Source organism: Demequina rhizosphaerae, from assembly GCF_000971255.1.
In the GTDB taxonomy this organism is placed as follows: domain Bacteria; phylum Actinomycetota; class Actinomycetes; order Actinomycetales; family Demequinaceae; genus Demequina; species Demequina rhizosphaerae.
In genome coordinates this window covers 76294-92081 of the sequence record NZ_BBMC01000003.1, presented here as the reverse complement: position 1 = coordinate 92081, position 15788 = coordinate 76294, and the positions used below count along the sequence as shown (strand labels likewise).

Below are 15788 nucleotides of genomic sequence, written 5' to 3'. Positions count from 1 at the left end.
ACTGCTCGCAGTGCCATCTGCGCTGATGGGCACCATAGCGCCGGTGTGTGCCGAGGGCACCGCACCACGCTGGGACGGGAGCTGGCGACTAGGAGCGCGTGAGAGCTCGCTCGAGGTCGCTCACCACGCCGTCGGTGACGACGAGCTCGTGGCGGGCGTTCGCGGTGTCCATGACGACGAGGTGCACGCCGCCGGGGACCTCGCGAGCGTCGATGATCGCGGCCACGCGGGACCGCTGTCGAGCCCCCTTGCGCGATGCCAGCAGGTAGGCGGGCAGGCCGAGCACGAACGTGGCGACCATCGTGAAGATGAGCGTCCGGTCGGTGCCGACGGCAAAGGCTGGCACTACGACCACGAACCACAGCGCCCCAAGTGCGATGGAGCCGAGCACCGCGCCGACGCTGCCGGGACGCTCCACGTAGTAGTGCCCCCGGCTCGTCACGATCCGCTTCACGTTCGCCCCCTCAGACGTCGATGCCGCCACCCTAGCGGGACGGGCACCCGGTGTCATTGGTCGCGGCCACGATGTCGTCGGCGCACGACAGAGCCCCGCCCGACAATCGCGTTGGGCGGGCCTAGCGACCGTCGCGTTGGTTCTCGATTTCCGCCTGCTCGATGATCGCCAAGCTCGACCGCTCGATGTTCCTTGCCAGAATGCGACCGCCCGAAATCATCCGCACGGTGCCGTACAGTCCAACGATCACGCCGCCGAGCGCCACCAGTAGGCCCATGATCAAGCCGCCCACGCCCATGGAATACGCGAGGTAGTAGGCGAGGCCGATTCCTACGCCCGTGACTATGGGGCTCCAGAAGAAGGCCGACTCCGCGCCATCCGCCAGGCGGTCAGCCCCGTACTTCTTGGTTGTGCTCTGCTCCGTGCTCGACATCGATCCCCCTCAGTATTGGTGCTGCCCAACAGAGGTGACGTTATCGCCGGCAGGCGGGGTATCGGGGCTGGCAGGGATGGCGTGTCGAGCCGATCTTCCGGCATGCCGATATGCACGTCGGCGTGACAGCGGCCCACCCCTGTATCCCCACGAACGCGCCGCCGCTGCCCCAGCCGGCGGGGCGTTTCGTCGTCGCTGTGGGCTGTCAGACAGCCCCGCCACGATGTCGCCATGGCAGGAGAGCAGTTGCGGCTGTATGCAGCCGAGCGAGCCGGCGCGACGGCGATCATCGAGACCTTGTCGGGCGACATCGTGGGGTGGATCGTTCGCGACGGCGAGATGCTGCGGGGGCCGCGAGGTTCGCGGACGTCCGAGCCTGCCTAGCGGTGCCCCAGGCGACTCTGACCGTGCCTCGGAATGGCCTCGCCGTCGAGGTCATTCGTGACGGCTCCCACGTCTCGCAACTCGCTCTTCGTGTTCCCGCGCCAACTCCGCAAGCCTCTGCTCCGCTGTAACGCTCGCGATGAGGGTGCGATAGAGGATTGAATCGCGCACCAGATCTCGTGCAGATTCGGCCGAGTGCCCCAAGTAGCTGAATTTCGGGTCGCAGTTGCTGAGGTACCTGTCGAACCGATGTTCGCCCTCAGCACTCGTGGGCGTCACCCGAAGCCAGTGCTCCGACTTTCGAGCGAGGTACGAGGTCAAGGTTGTTAGGGACTCGCCGAACTCGTCGCCACCGTGCTCTACAGATAGCTTGATGACGTCCACCCCGTCGGCCCGATATCGAAGAGTCATCGGAGTGTAGGGCCGATCAAGGCCAGCCGCGAACTCGTGGTACTCGCCCCACAATCGCTTCATTTCGTCCACGTCGCTCGGGACCTCGGTGCCCAACTCGCGCGAGTGCGCGCCGATCGTCATCGCCTGGAGCAGCACCGCGTCGGTCCGCTGCGCATCCGGCATCCGGTCGTTGAGCGAATAGGGCTTGCTGGTATCCACCAGCAGGGCTCGCGACATGCCCTGAGAGTCAATGTGTGCTGACAGATCACGCCAGCCCTGCGGAAGTGCCAGGTGCAAGATGAGGGGACTCTCTGACGCCAGTCCAACGATGATTTCCTCGTCTGTGAGGTCATTTTGCTCAGCCAAGTCAGCCCCCGGTCGAAGTTGGCCGCAACCTATCGCATGCGCCACGAAGGCGCCACGATTTCACTCCTTTGGCGCAGCGGCCCGCCCCTCGATTGAGAGACGGGCCGTGGTGGCGATCCGATGACTAGCGGCGCATCTCTCGGACGAAGACCCAGATCAGCCAGAGGCCACCTGTGAACAGCGTCAGCACCGCATCTAGAAAGAAGTTCGCCATTCCGTAGCTCTTGCGGGCCATATCCAATCCCCTCGCAGTAGGTAACGGGCACCCTGTTCGATCGGCGATGGATCCAACTCGGACTTGCCCCTCAGCGTGACCGAGTATGCGGTCCTCGTGGCATAAGCGGCAGAACCGACGCGCTCGGTCCAGTTCGACGTGACAACTATCACACCGCGCCGAAGACCGGCGGCGGGCGCGGCCAGTCCGCAAACAGTCCGCAAGGCGCCCAGAATCGTCCACCGGTTGCCACCAGCGCCGCGAATCATCGGCCCTGCTATTTACGTGTATTCCATGACTGGCCACCAGTAGCCGTCCATACGGGGGTAGTTCGAGCTCTACTACGACTGCTAAGTCGGCTTCGTAGCGCTCTCAGGAGGCCCGCCGTCCCGTCAGGGGCGGCGGGCCTTCCGCTTTCCCGGCAGCGCCTACCGCAGCGCTGCCACCACCTCGGCGGCCATCGAGACGATGCGGTTGTCGTCGGCCGCCGGCGTGAACCCGAGGCGCGCGATCACCACGCCCTCCGACGGCACCACCACGACCTTCTGGCCGTCGTGGCCGGACGCGAAGTAGGTGTCCGCGGGCAGCTCCTCGTCGATCACGGACCCGTCGGCGCGGGTGTTCGCCCACCAGCCGGACGCGTAGCCGTCCGAGCCGGGCTCGACCTCGGTGTCCACCGGGAGCGTGGACGAGGCCATCCACCCCTCGGTCAGCAGCCGCTCGCCGCCCCACACGCCGTCCTGCAGCACGAACTGGCCGATGCTCGCCCACTCGCGCGGCGTCGCCCACATGTACGAGCCGCACACCGGCGTGCCCGACGCATCCGGCTCGAGCACCGCGCTCGCGAGGCCCAGCGGCGCGAACAGCTCGCGCCGCGGCAGGTCCGCGCCCCCACGATCCTCGGTCACGACGTCGCACAGCAGCGTCGTCGAGCCGCTCGAGTACTGGAGGTAGGACCCGGGCGCGTGAGCGAGCTCCTGCGACGCGACGTACGCACCCATGTCGGGCTCGAGGTAGAGCATCCGCGTGATCGAAGTGCCGAGGTCGTAGGTCTCGTCCCAGTCCAGGCCGCTGGTCATCTGCATAAGCTGACGCACCGTGATCGCGGACCGCTCGTCGGTCCACGACGGCACCAGATGGTCGTCGTCGAGCGACACCTCGCCCTGCTCCACCAGCCGCCCGACGAGAAGGTTGGTGACGCTCTTCGTCATCGACCAGCCCAGCTGGGGCGTCTCCGGCCCGAAGCCGTCCGCGTACCGCTCCGCCACGAGGGCGCCGTCCTTGAGCACGACGATGCCGCGGGTGCCCAGAGCGTCGCGCCCCTCCGCACCGAGGTCGTCACCGAAGCCGTGCGCGAGCGCGGCGGTGACCGCCGCATCGTCCGCCGTGGCGAGCGGCAGGGCCGCGTACGGGTTGGCGTCGATGCTCACGTCGGTGGGCGCGGGGAGCCCGGCGGGCGGCTCGGCGGCCAGGGTGCAGCCGTAGCCGTCCGTCGCGAAGGCCTCCTGGGTGGCGAGCGCGCCGAGGATGCCGGCGCTCGCCGCGCTCCCGTCCGAGGCGACCGACGTGCGCATCACGGGCACGAGCGGGTTGGGCGGCAGGTCCGCGGCCGCGTCGTCGCGGCCGGCGATGGCCTCGAGCGCGCACGCGTTGTGCGCGGCGTAGCCGGTGCCGGTGACGAGGAGCGGCCGCTCGTACCAGTAGGCCGCGGTGACGCCGACGGCCACGGTGGCGGCGGCGGCGAGAACGATCGTGCGAATGCGTGGCATGGAGGCCGGGGTCCCTTCGGGCTCGACCGGGGCGGGTCCGGGCCCCACCGTCCTCGTTGAGGTGGGTCGCCTGCGGTCGCCCGTCGAGCGCGCCAAGACTACGGCACCCGGAGACAGCCTCCTGACACGCGCGCGACGATGCGGCGGTCGCCTACTCCCCCTCGAGCGCCTGCCCCGGCGCGGGCGTGGGCGCCGCCCCATCGACCCGGCGGGCGCGGCGCCCGCCGATGAGCGCGACGAGCAGCGGCCCGAGGACGGCGCCCGCGCCGACCACCGCCACGAGCGACCACGGCGAGCCGCCGGCGCCTGCGAGCGGCGACGCGATCGCGCCCGCGGTGAACTGGAAGATGCCGAGCAGCCCCGACGCGGCGCCCGCGCGGTCGCGGGACGCACCCATCGCCAGCGTGGTCGCGGACGGGATGACGAAGCCGACGCACGAGATCGCGAGGAACAGCCCCGCCATCACGAGCGCGAGCGCGTCGGTCGCGACGCCGACGGCGAGGATCGCCGCCCCCAGCGCGGAGGAGGCGTGACCGGCCGCGAGGATGCGCACCGATCCCACGCGCGCGACCAGGTGCCGCGTCGTCATCGACGCGGCGACGATGCCGACCGCGTTGAGCGCGAACACGTAGCTGTACTGCTGGGGCGTCAGCCCGTACCCCTCCTGCAGCACGAACGACGACGCACCGATGTATCCGAAGAGCACGGCGCCGAGCGCGGTGATCGCCGCGAGGTACGCGAGGAACGGCCGCACCGTCAGCACCGCGCCGAGCTCCCGCGCGATCGCACCCGGACGGGGCGCGATCCTGCGCTCGGGCGGATGAGTCTCCGGGAGGGCGCGCGCCGCGACGACGGCGAGCACCACCGCCGCGCCGGCCAGCGCCACGAACATCCCGCGCCACCCGGTGAAGCGGGCCAGGAGGCCGCCCAGCAGCGGGGCCACCACCGGGGCGACCGCGGCGACGGCGCCCAGCGTCGCGAAGGCCCGGCCGGCGGCGGCTCCCGGGTACACGTCGGCGACGATCGCGCGGGTGACGACGATGCACGCCGCGGCCGCGAGGCCGGTGAGGAAGCGCAGCGCGAGGAGCGCCTCGATGGTCGGTGCGAGCGCGCTCAGCACGTGCGCGGCCGCGTAGGCGAGCACGCCGCCGAGCAGCGGCAGCCGCCGCCCGACCGCGTCGGACAGCGGGCCCAGCACCACCTGCCCGCCCGCGACGCCGACGAGCACCGCGGACAGCGTCGCGGCGGCCGCGGCGGCGCTCGTCCCGAAGTCGTCCTGGAGCCGCGGCAGCACCGGCATGTACACGTCCGTGGTGAACACGACGAGCGCGGTGAAGGCCGCGAGCAGCAGGACCAGGTGGCGCGGAGCCTGCTGGGGCGGCCCGGACGCCGTCGGCCCGCTCACCCCTCCCTCGGGCGCTCGAGCAGCTCGACGAGGTTGCCCTCGGGATCGGCGACGAAGGCCATGCGGATCCCGGGCTCGGGCGACGGTCGCGGCATCATGACGGACCGTGCGCCCAGCCCGATGAGGCGCTCGAAGGTCGCGTCCAGGCCGGGCACGTCGAACGCGACGTGCCCGAAGCCCTCGCTGAGGGCGGCCTCCGCGGGGTCGGCGGCCCGCAGGCCCGGGCCCGAGCCCGGGCGGTGCAGCAGCTCGAGCCGCCGCCCGCCCCCCGGCTCGATCAGCATGACGAAGTCGAGCTCGATCGCGTCGACCCGGCCCTCGAGCTCGACGGCGTAGCCGAAGGCCTCACGGTACCAGGCCGTCGCCGCCGCGAGGTCCGCGACGTTGAGGCCCACGTGGTCGAGCCGGATCCCGTCAGGCATGGATGTTCAGCCCCTCCCGGTCCTTGCAGAGATAGCCGGCGATGCGGCCCGCGGGATCGCGGCGGGCCCGGATCTCCTCGAGCCGCGCGTAGTGCTCGGGCGACAGGAAGCGGTCCTGGCGGGCCGTGAAGTCGGTGTCGCCCAGGTAGACGCCCACGCCGCCGTCCCGGGCGATCGCCGCCGTCCGGTCGTGGACGCGCGCCCGGTAGCGCGCATCGTCCTCCGCGTCCGGGTAGATGAGGTACGTCGCGACGTAGACGTTGCCCTCGACGGAGAAGGCCATGTCGGGCAGCTCACGGGTCGGCGCCCATCCGTACCAGATGGAGAAGGAGTGCTCGGTGTCGAGCTCGCGCCAGATGTCGAGCAGCAGCGGCGCGAGCGTCTCCGCGGGCGCGTTGGTCCAGGCGCAGTCGACGGCGTAGCGGTAGCCGTCGGGGTTCTGGTCCATCTGCGCGACGCTCTCCTGCGCCATGGTGGTGGGGCCGGTGACGTGGCCGAGCTCGCTGCCCGTGACGGGACACTCCCCCAGCCCGGCCAGCAGGGCTCGCGCCTCCTCGGCGGAGTCCGCCATGCACGTCGCGTGGAGCAGCAGCACGGTGCCGCCGGGATGCTCGACGCCGTCGTACAGCGGCACGTCGGGCAGGCGGGTCGCGGCCATCACCGGCTCGACCCGGCGGTCGAGGCGCGGCAGCACGTCGTGCAGCCAGTGGATCACCGCCTCCGCGTCGTCGAGCCGGAAGGTCCAGGTGTCGTGCCACATCACCTCGGGCTCGGGGTAGGTCTGGAGGTGGAAGCGCGTGACGATGCCGGGGAAGCCGGGGCCCGCGCCGCGTGCGGCCCAGTACAGATCCGCGTTCTGCTCGGCGTCCGCGCGCAGGTGCTCGCCCTCCGCCGTCACGACGTCGACCGCGACGACGCTCTCGCATGCCCAGCCCTTGGCGCGGCCGTTCCAGCCCTGCCCGCCCTGGAGGAGGTAGCCGCCGATCCCGACGGTCGCGCAGTGCCCGCCCGGGAAGGCGCGGCCGCGATCGGCGAGGAACGGCGCCAGCTCGAGCGCGCCCATCGTCGCGGGGCCGGCGGAGACGATGCCCGTCCCCTCGTCGTAGGAAAGGGACCGCAGCGCACCCAGGTCGAGCAGCAGCGCCTCGTCGCGCACGCTCCACGCGGCCCACGAGTGGCCGCCGGAGCGGACGCTCACGGACCAGCCGCGCTGGATCGCGAGGTGCACGCCGGCCACGACGTCCTCCGCGTCGGCGACCTCGAGCACCGCCGCGGGGTACCGGTCGGGCTTGCGCGCGTTGAACACCCGGCCCACGCGCGCCTCCTCGTAGCCGGGCTCGCCGCGCAGCGTGAGCCGGCCGCGCACCGTGGGCGTCGTCGCCGCGCTCATCCGACGACCGCCGCGCCGCCGTCGACCGGGATGTTCGCCCCGGAGACGTGGGAGGACTCGGGGCTCGCGAGGAACAGGATCGCGTTCGCGACGTCCTCGGGCTGGCCCCACCTGCGCAGCGGCACGCGCGAGAGGATCTGCTCGGCGGGCCCGTCGGGGTCCTCGAGCATCGGCGTCGTGTGCGGCGTCTGGGTCATGGCCGGCGACACCGCGTTGACGCGGATGCCGTGCGCCCCGCCCTCGACCACCAGCTGGTAGGTCAGCGCGAGCACCCCGCCCTTGGCGGCGCCGTGCGCGTTCTGCGGCATGAACCACGCGCCGCGGGTCGCGGTGATCGACGCGACGTTGACGACCGACCCGCCGCCGCGCGCCACCAGGTGCGGCCAGGCCGCGCGCGTGACGAGGAAGACGATGTCGAGCTCGTTGCGCATCGTGAACGACCAGTCCTCGTAGGACAGGACGTCGATCGCACCGAAGCGGATCGCGGACGCGTTGTTCACGAGCACGTCGACGCCGCCCGCGAGCGTGGCGGCCTCCTCGACCCACGCCGCCGCACCCTCAGGCGTCGACAGGTCGACCGGCGCGACCGCGTCCATCGTGCCGCCGGCGGCGCGCACGAGCGCGACCGTCTCCTCGGAGGGGCCGGGGTTGAGGTCGCAGCCGACCACGTGGGCGCCCTCCCGGGCGCAGGCCAGCGCCGTCGCGCGGCCGATACCGCCGCCCGTGCCCGTGACGAGGACCGCGAGGCCCTCGAGCCTTCCCGTCATCGCGCCACCGCCTCGTCGGACGGGCGCGGGACGCCCCCTGTCACGGTGGTCGCGTGCGATGGCTGAACGGTCACGTCGGCACTCCTTTGTGCGGGCCTGCTCCCGGCGGACCGGGCGACTTTCGTATTGCGAAAGCGACTTTCACATGGATGCTAGCCCGTGTCGCGCGGCGATTCCACCCTGCCGCACCGCCGGCGCGTCCACCTGGACAGGCGCGCCCGGCGTGCCCTACTGTTTCTGAAAGTTGCTTTCACGATGTGAGAACTCAAGGAAGAGTGGGCACATGACGGGCTGGTTGGACCTGGAGGGCAAGGGCGCCCTCGTCGTCGGAGCGGGCGGCCTCGGCGGCGCGACCGCGCTGAGCCTCGCGGCCGCGGGCATGCGGACCGCCGTGGTCGATCGGGACGCGTCGACGCTCGACGCGCTCGCGGCCAAGGCGACGGAGGCGGGCGGCCGGATCGTCCCCCTCACCGCGGACATCTCGACGCCGGAGGCGTGCCGCGCGGTCGTCGCGGACGCGGTCGCCGCGGTCGGCGAGCCGCGGGCGTTCGTCCACGCGGTCGGACGCAACGACCGCCGCCCCGTGCTCGAGCTCGGCGACGCGGACTGGGAGTCGATCCTCACGCTCAACCTCTCCACCGCCTGGTGGCTGGGGCAGGAGGTCGGGCGCCGGATGGTCGAGCAAGGCGCGGGCCGCATGGTCTTCGTGTCCTCGGTCTCCGCGCTGCTCGCGCACGCGCACCACGCGCCGTACGCGGCCACCAAGGGCGGCATCAACCAGCTCATGCGCGTGATGGCGCGCGAGTGGGCGCCGCACGGGATCACCGTCAACGCGGTGGGACCCGGCTACATCGAGACGGACCTCACGCGCGCCTACCTCGACCGGGACGGCCACCGCGAGCAGCTCGAGTCGCTGGTCCCCGCGCGTCGGCTCGGCGTGCCGGAGGAGATCGCGGACGCCGTCACGTTCCTGCTCTCGGAGCGGGCCCGGTTCATCACGGGCCAATGCCTCTACATCGACGGCGGCCGCACCCTCGTGTGACCGCCAGCCGCACCGCCCACCGATGGAAGGACACAGCGACGTGCCCCATCCCCGCGACCTCCCCCTCGCGCAGGCCCGCGCCTTGGTGGAGCGCGCCGTCGCCAAGGCGGAGCAGCTGGGGCTGCGGGGCGCCGTCGCGGTGGTCGGCGCGAGCGGGGCGCTCGTCACCGCCGCGCGGCTCGACCACGGCGGGCCGGGCGGGATGGCGCGGGCGCGGTCGAAGGCCTGGATCTCCGCGACCCAGCAGGTGCCCAGCGCCGAGCACCTGCGCCGCATGACCACCCTGCCCGCGCCCATCGCCGCGGGCTTCGTCGCCGCCTCCCCCGAGGCGCTCTTCCCCGGCGCGGGCGGCATGCCCGTGGAGGTCGACGGGGTCGTCGTCGCCGGGATCGCGGCGTCCGGCGCGACCGTCAGCCCGTTCCTGCCGGAGGGCGTCGCCCCGGAGGCCGTGAGCGCGGACGGCGAGCCCGCCAACCCCGAGGACCTGCTCATCGCCTACGCGATGGGAACCCCCTACGCGGGCCAGCACGGCGACGATCGCGCGCGCTGGCGGGAGCGCTTCGGGGACCTCGAGGTCGCACGCGAGGCGGCGCTCGGCATGCGGGACGCGCCTCCGGCGGGCGCGCAGCGCGAGCTCGACTGGGCGACGGCGCTCTGCGACGCGGCGCTCGAGTCCGCCGCCGCACGCGGCGTGCGGATCGCGGTCGCGGTCGTCGACCGCGGCGGCGACCCGATCCGGGAGGACCGGATGGACGATGCGGTGGCCGGCGGCGTCGACGTCGCGCGGGCGACCGCGGCGGCGGCGGCACGCTTCGGGACCCCGAGCGCCACCCTCCCCGACCTGTTCGGCGCCGGCGCATCGTCCCTGGCGACGCTCGCCCCCACGCCGGTGCTCGCGGTCCCGGGCGGCGTCCCGCTCCTCGCGGACGGCCGCGTGGTCGGCGGGATCGGGATCGGCGGCGCCGCCCCGGACGCCTGCGCCGCGATCGCCGCGGAGGTCGCGCAATGACCGCCCGGACGCGGGTCGCGGTCCTCGGCTGCGGCGCGATCGGCAGCCTGTACGCCGCCCACCTCGCGCGCGTGCCCGGCGTCGAGGTGTGGGCCGTGGACCCGTGGGACGGTCACGTCGCCGCGATCGCACTGGAGGGGCTGCGCGTGACCGGCCTCGCGGACTTCGTCGCCCCCGTGCATGCGCTCACGGACGCCGCGGGCCTGCCCCCGTGCGACCTCGGGATCGTCGCGACCAAGGCGTTGCACACGCGTGCCGCGGTCGAGGCGGCCGCCCCCGCGCTGCGCGAGGCCGCCGTCGCGAGCGTCCAGAACGGGCTGGGCAACGAGGAGGAGATCGCCGCGGTCCTGCCTCGCGTGATCCGCGGCAGCATCGTCACCGCCGGTGCCGTCACCGGGCCCGGCACCGTCCGCTACGACGCGCCGGGCGACTCGTGGCTCGGGCCCTTCGAGCCGAGCCCCGCCTCGGCCGCGCAGGTGCGGTGGCTCGCCGACCTGCTCACCGCCGGCGGCCTGCGCACGCACGCGCTGGACGATGCGCGGGGCCCGCAGTGGACCAAGGTCGTCTTCAACGCCGCGACCAGCGCGATCGCCGCGCTCACGGGCCTGAGCATCGGCCGGGTGTGCACCGACCCGGAGCTGCGCCCGCAGGTCGACGCGCTCATCGCCGAGGCGCTCGCGGTGTGCGACGCCGCCGGGATCGCGCTGCTGCGCGATCCCGCCGAGGCGGTCGAGGAGGCCGTCGCGGAGGCCTTCGACCACCGGCCGTCGATGCTCCAGGACGTGGTCGCGCGACGCGCGACCGAGATCGACGCGCTCAACGGCGGGATCGCCCGCGAGGGCGCGCGGGTGGGCGTCGCGACCCCGCGGCACGCGGCGATGGTCGCGCTGGTGCACGGCCTCGAGAGCAGCTGGACGGGCGCGCCGACGGCGGCCCACGGAAGGGGATGATGACCATGACGAAGCGGGTGCTGGGCCTGTCGTGCGGCAACCCGGGCGGCAGCGCGGAGATCCTCCTGATCGAGGCGCTGCGCGCGGCCGAGGAGGACGGGGCGGACACCGAGCTCGTCCGCCTCGACGACCTGCGCCTCGACGGCGGGGATGACGACGCCGAGTGGTTCTGGGAACGGCTGATCGAGTGCGACGCGTGGATCATCAGCGCGCCCATCATCAGCCGGACGGTGCCGGGACGGCTCAAGGTCCTCGGCGACCGGCTGCTCGGCCCCAACGCGGACGCCGCGATCATCGAGGGCCTGCTCGAGGTCCGCCGCAACGGCGGCGAGCCCATGGTGCCGTTCCGCGTCGACGAGCGGGTGCTGCGGCCCCGGGTCGCGGGCTTCATCGCGTGCGGCGGCGCGCTCACGACGCAGTGGAAGTCGCTCGCGCTGCCCGTCATGCACACGCTGACGTTCTCGATGAGCACCGCCGTGGTCGACCAGATGGTCGTCGAGGGGGCGGGCACGCCGAAGTCCGTGGTGCTCGACCCCGAGGCGATCACGCGCGCCGGGACGCTGGGTCACCACGTGGCGAGCCAGCTCGGCCGCGGGCTGGGCGAGGCGGAGTACCTCGGACCCGCGGGCGCATGCCCGATGTGCCACCTCGACGTGGTGGTCCTGCGCGGCCGGGACGTGGAGTGCGCGACGTGCGGGGCACGGGGCCGCCTCGCCGAGGACGGCGTCGAGTGGACGGACCTGTCGCTGTCCGTCATCTCGATGGCGGAGCGGCACGCGCACTACAAGGAGATCGTCGAGACCGCCGAGGCCCACGCCGCGCAGCGGGCCCTCGTCGCGGAGCGGTCGGCGCCGTACGCGGACCAACCCGTCACCCGTCCGACGGCGGTGACGCCGCCCGTCCAGGTCACATCTTCGTCACGACGGCCAGGATTGTAGACAATCCGCACCCGCAGCCCTAGCATGGGCCTCACTGGCGAAAGTTGCTTTCATAAAGTGAAAGTTGGCAGTTCCACCACCGATCGCGGACATCAAAGGAGATTCCCGTGAGCATGAACCGTCGTTCCCTCAAGCGTTCGGCGCTCGCCGTCGGCGCCGCCACCACCCTGGTCGTGATGACCGCCTGCAGCAGCTCGACCGAGAGCGGTGACGACGCCTCGCCGGAGGAGTCCTCGAGCGCCATGGAGTCGGAGGCGCCCGCGTCCGACCTGCCGCAGACCATCGTCTTCTCCCCGCTCAGCCTCGAGATCCCTGCGATGCAGGGCCTCGCCGACGGCGTGCAGGGCTACGGCGGGAGCCAGGGCTGGGAGGTCATCGTCCAGGACCCGGCCTTCGACCCGTCCACCCAGGTCCAGCAGGCCAAGGAGGTCATCGAGTCCGGCCGTGCCGGAGCGATGTGGATCATCGCCGTGGCTCCCGAGTCGATGACCGAGGTCCTCACCACCGCGCAGGAGCTGGGCGTGCCCGTCCTCATCAACGGCGTGCCGGCCGACTACGGCTTCGACGGCCCGCAGGTGGGCGTGAGCTTCGGCACCATCGACTACGTCGAGGCCGGCACCGCGCTCGGCGAGCAGACGGGCATGTGCATCAACGAGAAGCTGGGCGGCGAGGGCACCGTGATCTACGGCGCGTCCGCGGCCGGCACCGCCGGCAAGGAGGAGATCGACACCGCGTTCATGGAGGCGCTGGCCGCCACCGCACCGAACGCCGAGGTGGTCCAGGAGTGGGAGGCCGTCGAGCGCGCCGCGTCGCAGACCGACGTCGGCACCATCCTCCAGGGCAACCCGGACGTCAATGTCGTCGCCTCCTCGAACGACGAGGGCATCCTCGGCGCGATCGGCGCCTTCAAGGCCGCCGGCAAGGAGCTCCCGTGCGCCGTCGACTTCGGCGGCAACGACGAGGTGCTGGCGCTCGTCGAGGACGGCACGATGTTCGCGACCGCCGCGCTGCAGTTCGAGCAGGACATGGTCCAGTCCTTCGACACCCTCGCGGCGATGCAGCTCGACCCCGAGATGGTTGGGCCCGAGCTCACGGTCCCGCTCGCGGTCACCACGGCGGCCGGCTGAACGGCGCATGGCGGAAAGACATGACGATGACCAGCCCTGCTGAGGCGGGCGGCGCGGCGACTCGCGGGAACCCGGGAGCCGCCGCATCGTCCACCCCCACCCCTCCCCCCGAGCCCGCGCCCGCCTCCCGCGTCGCGAAGGACAGCGCGAGCGTCCGCGGACTCATCTTCGTGCGCGATCGCGGCATCTTCGTCCTGTGGGCGCTCGTGATCCTCGCCTTCGCGTTCTGGGCCAACCCCTACTTCGCGACGCTCAACAACGCGGTGCTCATCGCGAACGCGGCGGCGATCAGCGCGATCTTCGCCGCGGGTGTCGCCGTCGGCATCATCTGCGGCGCCCTCGACCTGTCCATCCCGGGCGTCGCGGCCCTGTCGAGCTGCGTGTCCGGCTGGATGCTCGTCAACGGGCTCCCCGTCTGGCTGGCGCTGACCGTCGGGATGGTGCTGGCGGCGCTCGTCGGCCTCGCGAACGGGCTCATCTCGCTGCGTGGCTTCAACCCGATCATCGTCACCATCGCGATGCTCTCCGTGACGTCGGGCGCCGCGGCGATCATCGCCGGCGGCTACACGTTCCCGGGCCTGTCGATGCTCGACTTCATGGGCACGACGCGCTACCTCGGCGTACCCGCGCCGGTGTGGATCTGCGCCGGGGTCTTCATCGTCGGCACGGTGTTCCTCACGAGGACGCGCGACGGCATCCGCCTCATGGCCGTCGGCGGCAACCCGGAGGCCGTGCGCCGCTCGGGCATCCACAGCGACCGCTACCGCGTGTTCGCCTTCGTCATCAGCAGCACGTGCGCGGGCCTGGGCGGCCTGGTCACCACCGCCGTGGTCACGGAGGCGAGCCCGAGCGCGAGCCCGGCGCTCATCTTCACGGCGCTGACGGCCGTCGCGCTCGCCGGCGTCTCCCTCGCGGGCGGACGGGGCAGCCTGCCGCGCGTGCTCGTCGGCGCGCTGGTCCTCGCGACCATCTCCAACGGGCTCACGATCAAGGGCATCCAGCCGTACTGGGCGACGGGCGTGACCGGCGTCCTGCTCATCGGCTCGCTCACGCTCGAGCGGTGGGTCAGCATGAGCGTGTCGAAGCGCCTCATGGCCACCGCGCAGGCATCCGTCCACACGGGAACGAGGTGAGCAGCATGAACGACACCAGCACCCCGGCGCTCGAGCTCACGGGCGTCGACATGCACTACGGCTTCGTCCGCGCGCTCGACTCGATCGACTTCAGCGTGCACCAGGGCGAGGTGGTGGGGCTGCTCGGCGACAACGGCGCCGGCAAGTCCACCCTGCTGAAGATCATGTCCGGCGCGCACCGCCCCACCGCCGGCACCCTCAAGGTGCACGGCAAGGAGGTGGAGCTGCACTCCCCCAGCGCGGCCACCCACGCGGGCATCCAGATGGTCTACCAGGACCTCGCGCTCGTGGACGCGCTCGACATCGCGACCAACCTCAACATCGGCCGCGAGATCCTGCGGCCGGGGATCTTCGGGCTGCTCGGCTTCGTCGACCACAAGGCGCAGCGCAAGCGCTCGGAGGCCGAGCTCGACAAGCTCGGGGTGCGGACCGCCGCGATGACCCGGCCGGTCGAGATGCTCTCCGGCGGCCAGCGTCAGGTGGTGGCGCTCGCGCGCAGCGCGACGCGCGTGACGGGCGACCAGAACGGCGTGCTGCTGCTCGACGAGCCCACCGCCGCGCTCGGCTACGAGCAGACGCAGGTGGTGCAGTCGCTGGTGCGCCGCATGGCGGACCAGGGCATCGCGATCGTCCTGGTGACGCACAACCTCGCGCTGGCGAACGCCGTGTGCGACCGCATGGTCGTGCTCAACCGCGGCCAGAAGGTCGCGGACGTCGCCACGCAGGAGACCGACAACGACCACCTCGTCGGGTGGATCACGGGCGCACGCGACTCGATGTTCGCGTGAGCTGAGGGAGGCGATGCCGGCGGGAGCCCTCTCCCGCCGGCATCGTGCCGATCGGGCTCAGAGCTCGGCGGGCTCGCCCAGGGGAAGCCGCCGCACCACGCCCTCGGGACTGAAGGCCGCGAGCATGCCCGCGAGCTTGGCCGGGTCCTTGGCCGAGCCCTCGTGCATGGGGATGGCGACGCGCGGCCCCACCTCGCGCACGTAGTCGACGGCCTCCGCGAGCTTGAGCCACGGGGAGTCGATCGCGACCGCGAGCACGTCCACCGGACGCTCGGGCACGGTCCACGAGTCGCCGGGGTGCAGGAACGCGCCGTCGTCGACGAGGTACGCGGCGTTGGTGCAGCCGGGCACGTCCGCATACACGTTCGCGTGCAGACGGCCCAGGACGTCGACGGTCGCGCCGCCGAGCTCGAGCCGGTCGCCGGGCCGCGCGACGGTGGCGGCGCGCGGCAGGTCCGCGACCGCGGGCGCCGTGTCGGGATCGACGACGAGGGCGGCGTCCGGGTTGGCCTCGAGAAGGGTGCCGAGCCGCGCGACGTCGATGTGGTCCGCGTGCTGATGGGTGACCAGGACGGCGTCGAGGTCGCGGACGTCGTCGAAGCTCGAGTACTCGCCGGGATCGATGAGCAGGCGCGCGGCGCCCGTCTCCACGAGGAAGCAAGCGTGGCCGAGGTGCGTGAGCTTCATGGGACCCCTTCGTCTCATTCTCAGAAAACGACTTCCACTTGGCGAGTCTAGCCCGCGCCTCTCCGTGCCCATCCGTACGGCCGGGGCGGGCGGCGTCACGGCGGCGGGACGATGCGG

Annotated in this window: 17 protein-coding genes; 8 read left to right on the top strand and 9 right to left on the bottom strand. The window is 72.4% G+C overall.

What is annotated here, in order from left to right; translation table 11 throughout:
• Nucleotides 1-88: 88 nt before the first annotated feature.
• Both AOM07_RS04105 and AOM07_RS04100 read right to left on the bottom strand, forming a co-directional pair.
• The gene (locus AOM07_RS04105; RefSeq protein ID WP_062311534.1) at nt 89-454 is read right to left on the bottom strand and encodes a hypothetical protein; all 366 of its coding nucleotides are present in this window, start codon (nt 452-454) and stop codon (nt 89-91) included.
• 121 nt (nt 455-575) lie between these two features.
• Nucleotides 576-887: a hypothetical protein gene (locus AOM07_RS04100; RefSeq protein WP_062311533.1), complete on the bottom strand. Its 312-nt coding sequence runs from the start codon at nt 885-887 to the stop codon at nt 576-578.
• 231 nt (nt 888-1118) lie between these two features.
• On the opposite strand from AOM07_RS04100, the gene AOM07_RS14640 reads away from it, so the two are divergent.
• Nucleotides 1119-1271, top strand: a complete 153-nt coding sequence (locus AOM07_RS14640; protein ID WP_156171786.1) for a hypothetical protein — start codon at nt 1119-1121, stop codon at nt 1269-1271.
• A 51-nt stretch (nt 1272-1322) separates the two neighbouring features.
• Here the strand turns inward: AOM07_RS14640 and AOM07_RS04095 are convergent, their stop codons facing one another.
• From AOM07_RS04095 to AOM07_RS04070, 6 genes are all read right to left on the bottom strand, one after another.
• On the bottom strand, nt 1323-1901 hold the full coding sequence (locus tag AOM07_RS04095) for a hypothetical protein (protein ID WP_062311532.1): 579 nt from the start codon (nt 1899-1901) through the stop codon (nt 1323-1325).
• Nucleotides 1902-2672: 771 nt separating this feature from the next.
• A complete protein-coding gene (locus AOM07_RS04090; protein WP_062311531.1) occupies nt 2673-4013 on the bottom strand; it encodes a serine hydrolase domain-containing protein in 1341 nt (446 codons plus the stop codon).
• Between the two features lie 151 nt (nt 4014-4164).
• Nucleotides 4165-5418, bottom strand: a complete 1254-nt coding sequence (locus tag AOM07_RS04085) for a multidrug effflux MFS transporter (RefSeq protein ID WP_062311530.1) — start codon at nt 5416-5418, stop codon at nt 4165-4167.
• Nucleotides 5415-5840: a VOC family protein gene (locus tag AOM07_RS04080; RefSeq protein WP_062311529.1), complete on the bottom strand. Its 426-nt coding sequence runs from the start codon at nt 5838-5840 to the stop codon at nt 5415-5417. The genes AOM07_RS04085 and AOM07_RS04080 overlap by 4 nt, the downstream gene beginning before the upstream one ends.
• Entirely contained in the window at nt 5833-7230 is a 1398-nt protein-coding gene (locus AOM07_RS04075; RefSeq protein WP_084830093.1) for an FAD-binding oxidoreductase, read from the bottom strand. Before AOM07_RS04075 ends, AOM07_RS04080 begins: the two co-directional genes overlap by 8 nt.
• Nucleotides 7227-7997 (bottom strand): SDR family NAD(P)-dependent oxidoreductase, encoded by a 771-nt coding sequence (locus AOM07_RS04070; protein WP_062311528.1) that lies wholly within the window; start codon nt 7995-7997, stop codon nt 7227-7229. The genes AOM07_RS04075 and AOM07_RS04070 overlap by 4 nt, the downstream gene beginning before the upstream one ends.
• 283 nt (nt 7998-8280) lie before the next feature.
• On the opposite strand from AOM07_RS04070, the gene AOM07_RS04065 reads away from it, so the two are divergent.
• The 7 genes from AOM07_RS04065 to AOM07_RS04035 all read left to right on the top strand — a co-directional run bounded on the left by AOM07_RS04065 (nt 8281) and on the right by AOM07_RS04035 (nt 14984).
• On the top strand, nt 8281-9039 hold the full coding sequence (locus tag AOM07_RS04065) for an SDR family NAD(P)-dependent oxidoreductase (RefSeq protein WP_174441909.1): 759 nt from the start codon (nt 8281-8283) through the stop codon (nt 9037-9039).
• Between the two features lie 40 nt (nt 9040-9079).
• Nucleotides 9080-10048, top strand: a complete 969-nt coding sequence (locus AOM07_RS04060) for a GlcG/HbpS family heme-binding protein (protein ID WP_062311527.1) — start codon at nt 9080-9082, stop codon at nt 10046-10048.
• On the top strand, nt 10045-10998 hold the full coding sequence (locus tag AOM07_RS04055) for a ketopantoate reductase family protein (RefSeq protein ID WP_062311526.1): 954 nt from the start codon (nt 10045-10047) through the stop codon (nt 10996-10998). Before AOM07_RS04060 ends, AOM07_RS04055 begins: the two co-directional genes overlap by 4 nt.
• 5 nt (nt 10999-11003) lie before the next feature.
• On the top strand, nt 11004-11936 hold the full coding sequence (locus AOM07_RS04050; protein WP_172657709.1) for an NAD(P)H-dependent oxidoreductase: 933 nt from the start codon (nt 11004-11006) through the stop codon (nt 11934-11936).
• Nucleotides 11937-12049: 113 nt separating this feature from the next.
• Complete coding sequence (locus AOM07_RS04045) at nt 12050-13063, top strand: sugar ABC transporter substrate-binding protein (RefSeq protein WP_062311524.1); 1014 nt, start codon at nt 12050-12052, stop codon at nt 13061-13063.
• A gap of 20 nt (nt 13064-13083) precedes the next feature.
• Nucleotides 13084-14196 (top strand): ABC transporter permease, encoded by a 1113-nt coding sequence (locus AOM07_RS04040; RefSeq protein WP_082101675.1) that lies wholly within the window; start codon nt 13084-13086, stop codon nt 14194-14196.
• Nucleotides 14197-14201: 5 nt separating this feature from the next.
• Nucleotides 14202-14984: an ATP-binding cassette domain-containing protein gene (locus AOM07_RS04035; protein ID WP_062311522.1), complete on the top strand. Its 783-nt coding sequence runs from the start codon at nt 14202-14204 to the stop codon at nt 14982-14984.
• A 57-nt stretch (nt 14985-15041) separates the two neighbouring features.
• On the opposite strand, the gene AOM07_RS04030 is transcribed toward AOM07_RS04035, so the two are convergent.
• Nucleotides 15042-15671, bottom strand: coding sequence for an MBL fold metallo-hydrolase (locus AOM07_RS04030; protein ID WP_062311521.1), 630 nt, complete (start codon nt 15669-15671; stop codon nt 15042-15044).
• Between the last annotated feature and the right edge of the window lie 117 nt (nt 15672-15788).

What these genes read in the sequence shown, in the direction of transcription:
- AOM07_RS04100 (WP_062311533.1), bottom strand. Translation starts at nt 887, where the DNA reads ATGTCGAGCACGGAGCAGAGCACAACCAAGAAGTACGGGGCTGACCGC.
- AOM07_RS14640 (WP_156171786.1), top strand. Translation starts at nt 1,119, where the DNA reads ATGGCAGGAGAGCAGTTGCGGCTGTATGCAGCCGAGCGAGCCGGCGCG.
- AOM07_RS04095 (WP_062311532.1), bottom strand. Translation starts at nt 1,901, where the DNA reads ATGTCGCGAGCCCTGCTGGTGGATACCAGCAAGCCCTATTCGCTCAAC.
- AOM07_RS04090 (WP_062311531.1), bottom strand. Translation starts at nt 4,013, where the DNA reads ATGCCACGCATTCGCACGATCGTTCTCGCCGCCGCCGCCACCGTGGCC.
- AOM07_RS04080 (WP_062311529.1), bottom strand. Translation starts at nt 5,840, where the DNA reads ATGCCTGACGGGATCCGGCTCGACCACGTGGGCCTCAACGTCGCGGAC.
- AOM07_RS04075 (WP_084830093.1), bottom strand. Translation starts at nt 7,230, where the DNA reads ATGAGCGCGGCGACGACGCCCACGGTGCGCGGCCGGCTCACGCTGCGC.
- AOM07_RS04070 (WP_062311528.1), bottom strand. Translation starts at nt 7,997, where the DNA reads ATGACGGGAAGGCTCGAGGGCCTCGCGGTCCTCGTCACGGGCACGGGC.
- AOM07_RS04065 (WP_174441909.1), top strand. Translation starts at nt 8,281, where the DNA reads ATGACGGGCTGGTTGGACCTGGAGGGCAAGGGCGCCCTCGTCGTCGGA.
- AOM07_RS04055 (WP_062311526.1), top strand. Translation starts at nt 10,045, where the DNA reads ATGACCGCCCGGACGCGGGTCGCGGTCCTCGGCTGCGGCGCGATCGGC.
- AOM07_RS04050 (WP_172657709.1), top strand. Translation starts at nt 11,004, where the DNA reads ATGACGAAGCGGGTGCTGGGCCTGTCGTGCGGCAACCCGGGCGGCAGC.
- AOM07_RS04045 (WP_062311524.1), top strand. Translation starts at nt 12,050, where the DNA reads ATGAACCGTCGTTCCCTCAAGCGTTCGGCGCTCGCCGTCGGCGCCGCC.
- AOM07_RS04040 (WP_082101675.1), top strand. Translation starts at nt 13,084, where the DNA reads ATGACGATGACCAGCCCTGCTGAGGCGGGCGGCGCGGCGACTCGCGGG.
- AOM07_RS04035 (WP_062311522.1), top strand. Translation starts at nt 14,202, where the DNA reads ATGAACGACACCAGCACCCCGGCGCTCGAGCTCACGGGCGTCGACATG.
- AOM07_RS04030 (WP_062311521.1), bottom strand. Translation starts at nt 15,671, where the DNA reads ATGAAGCTCACGCACCTCGGCCACGCTTGCTTCCTCGTGGAGACGGGC.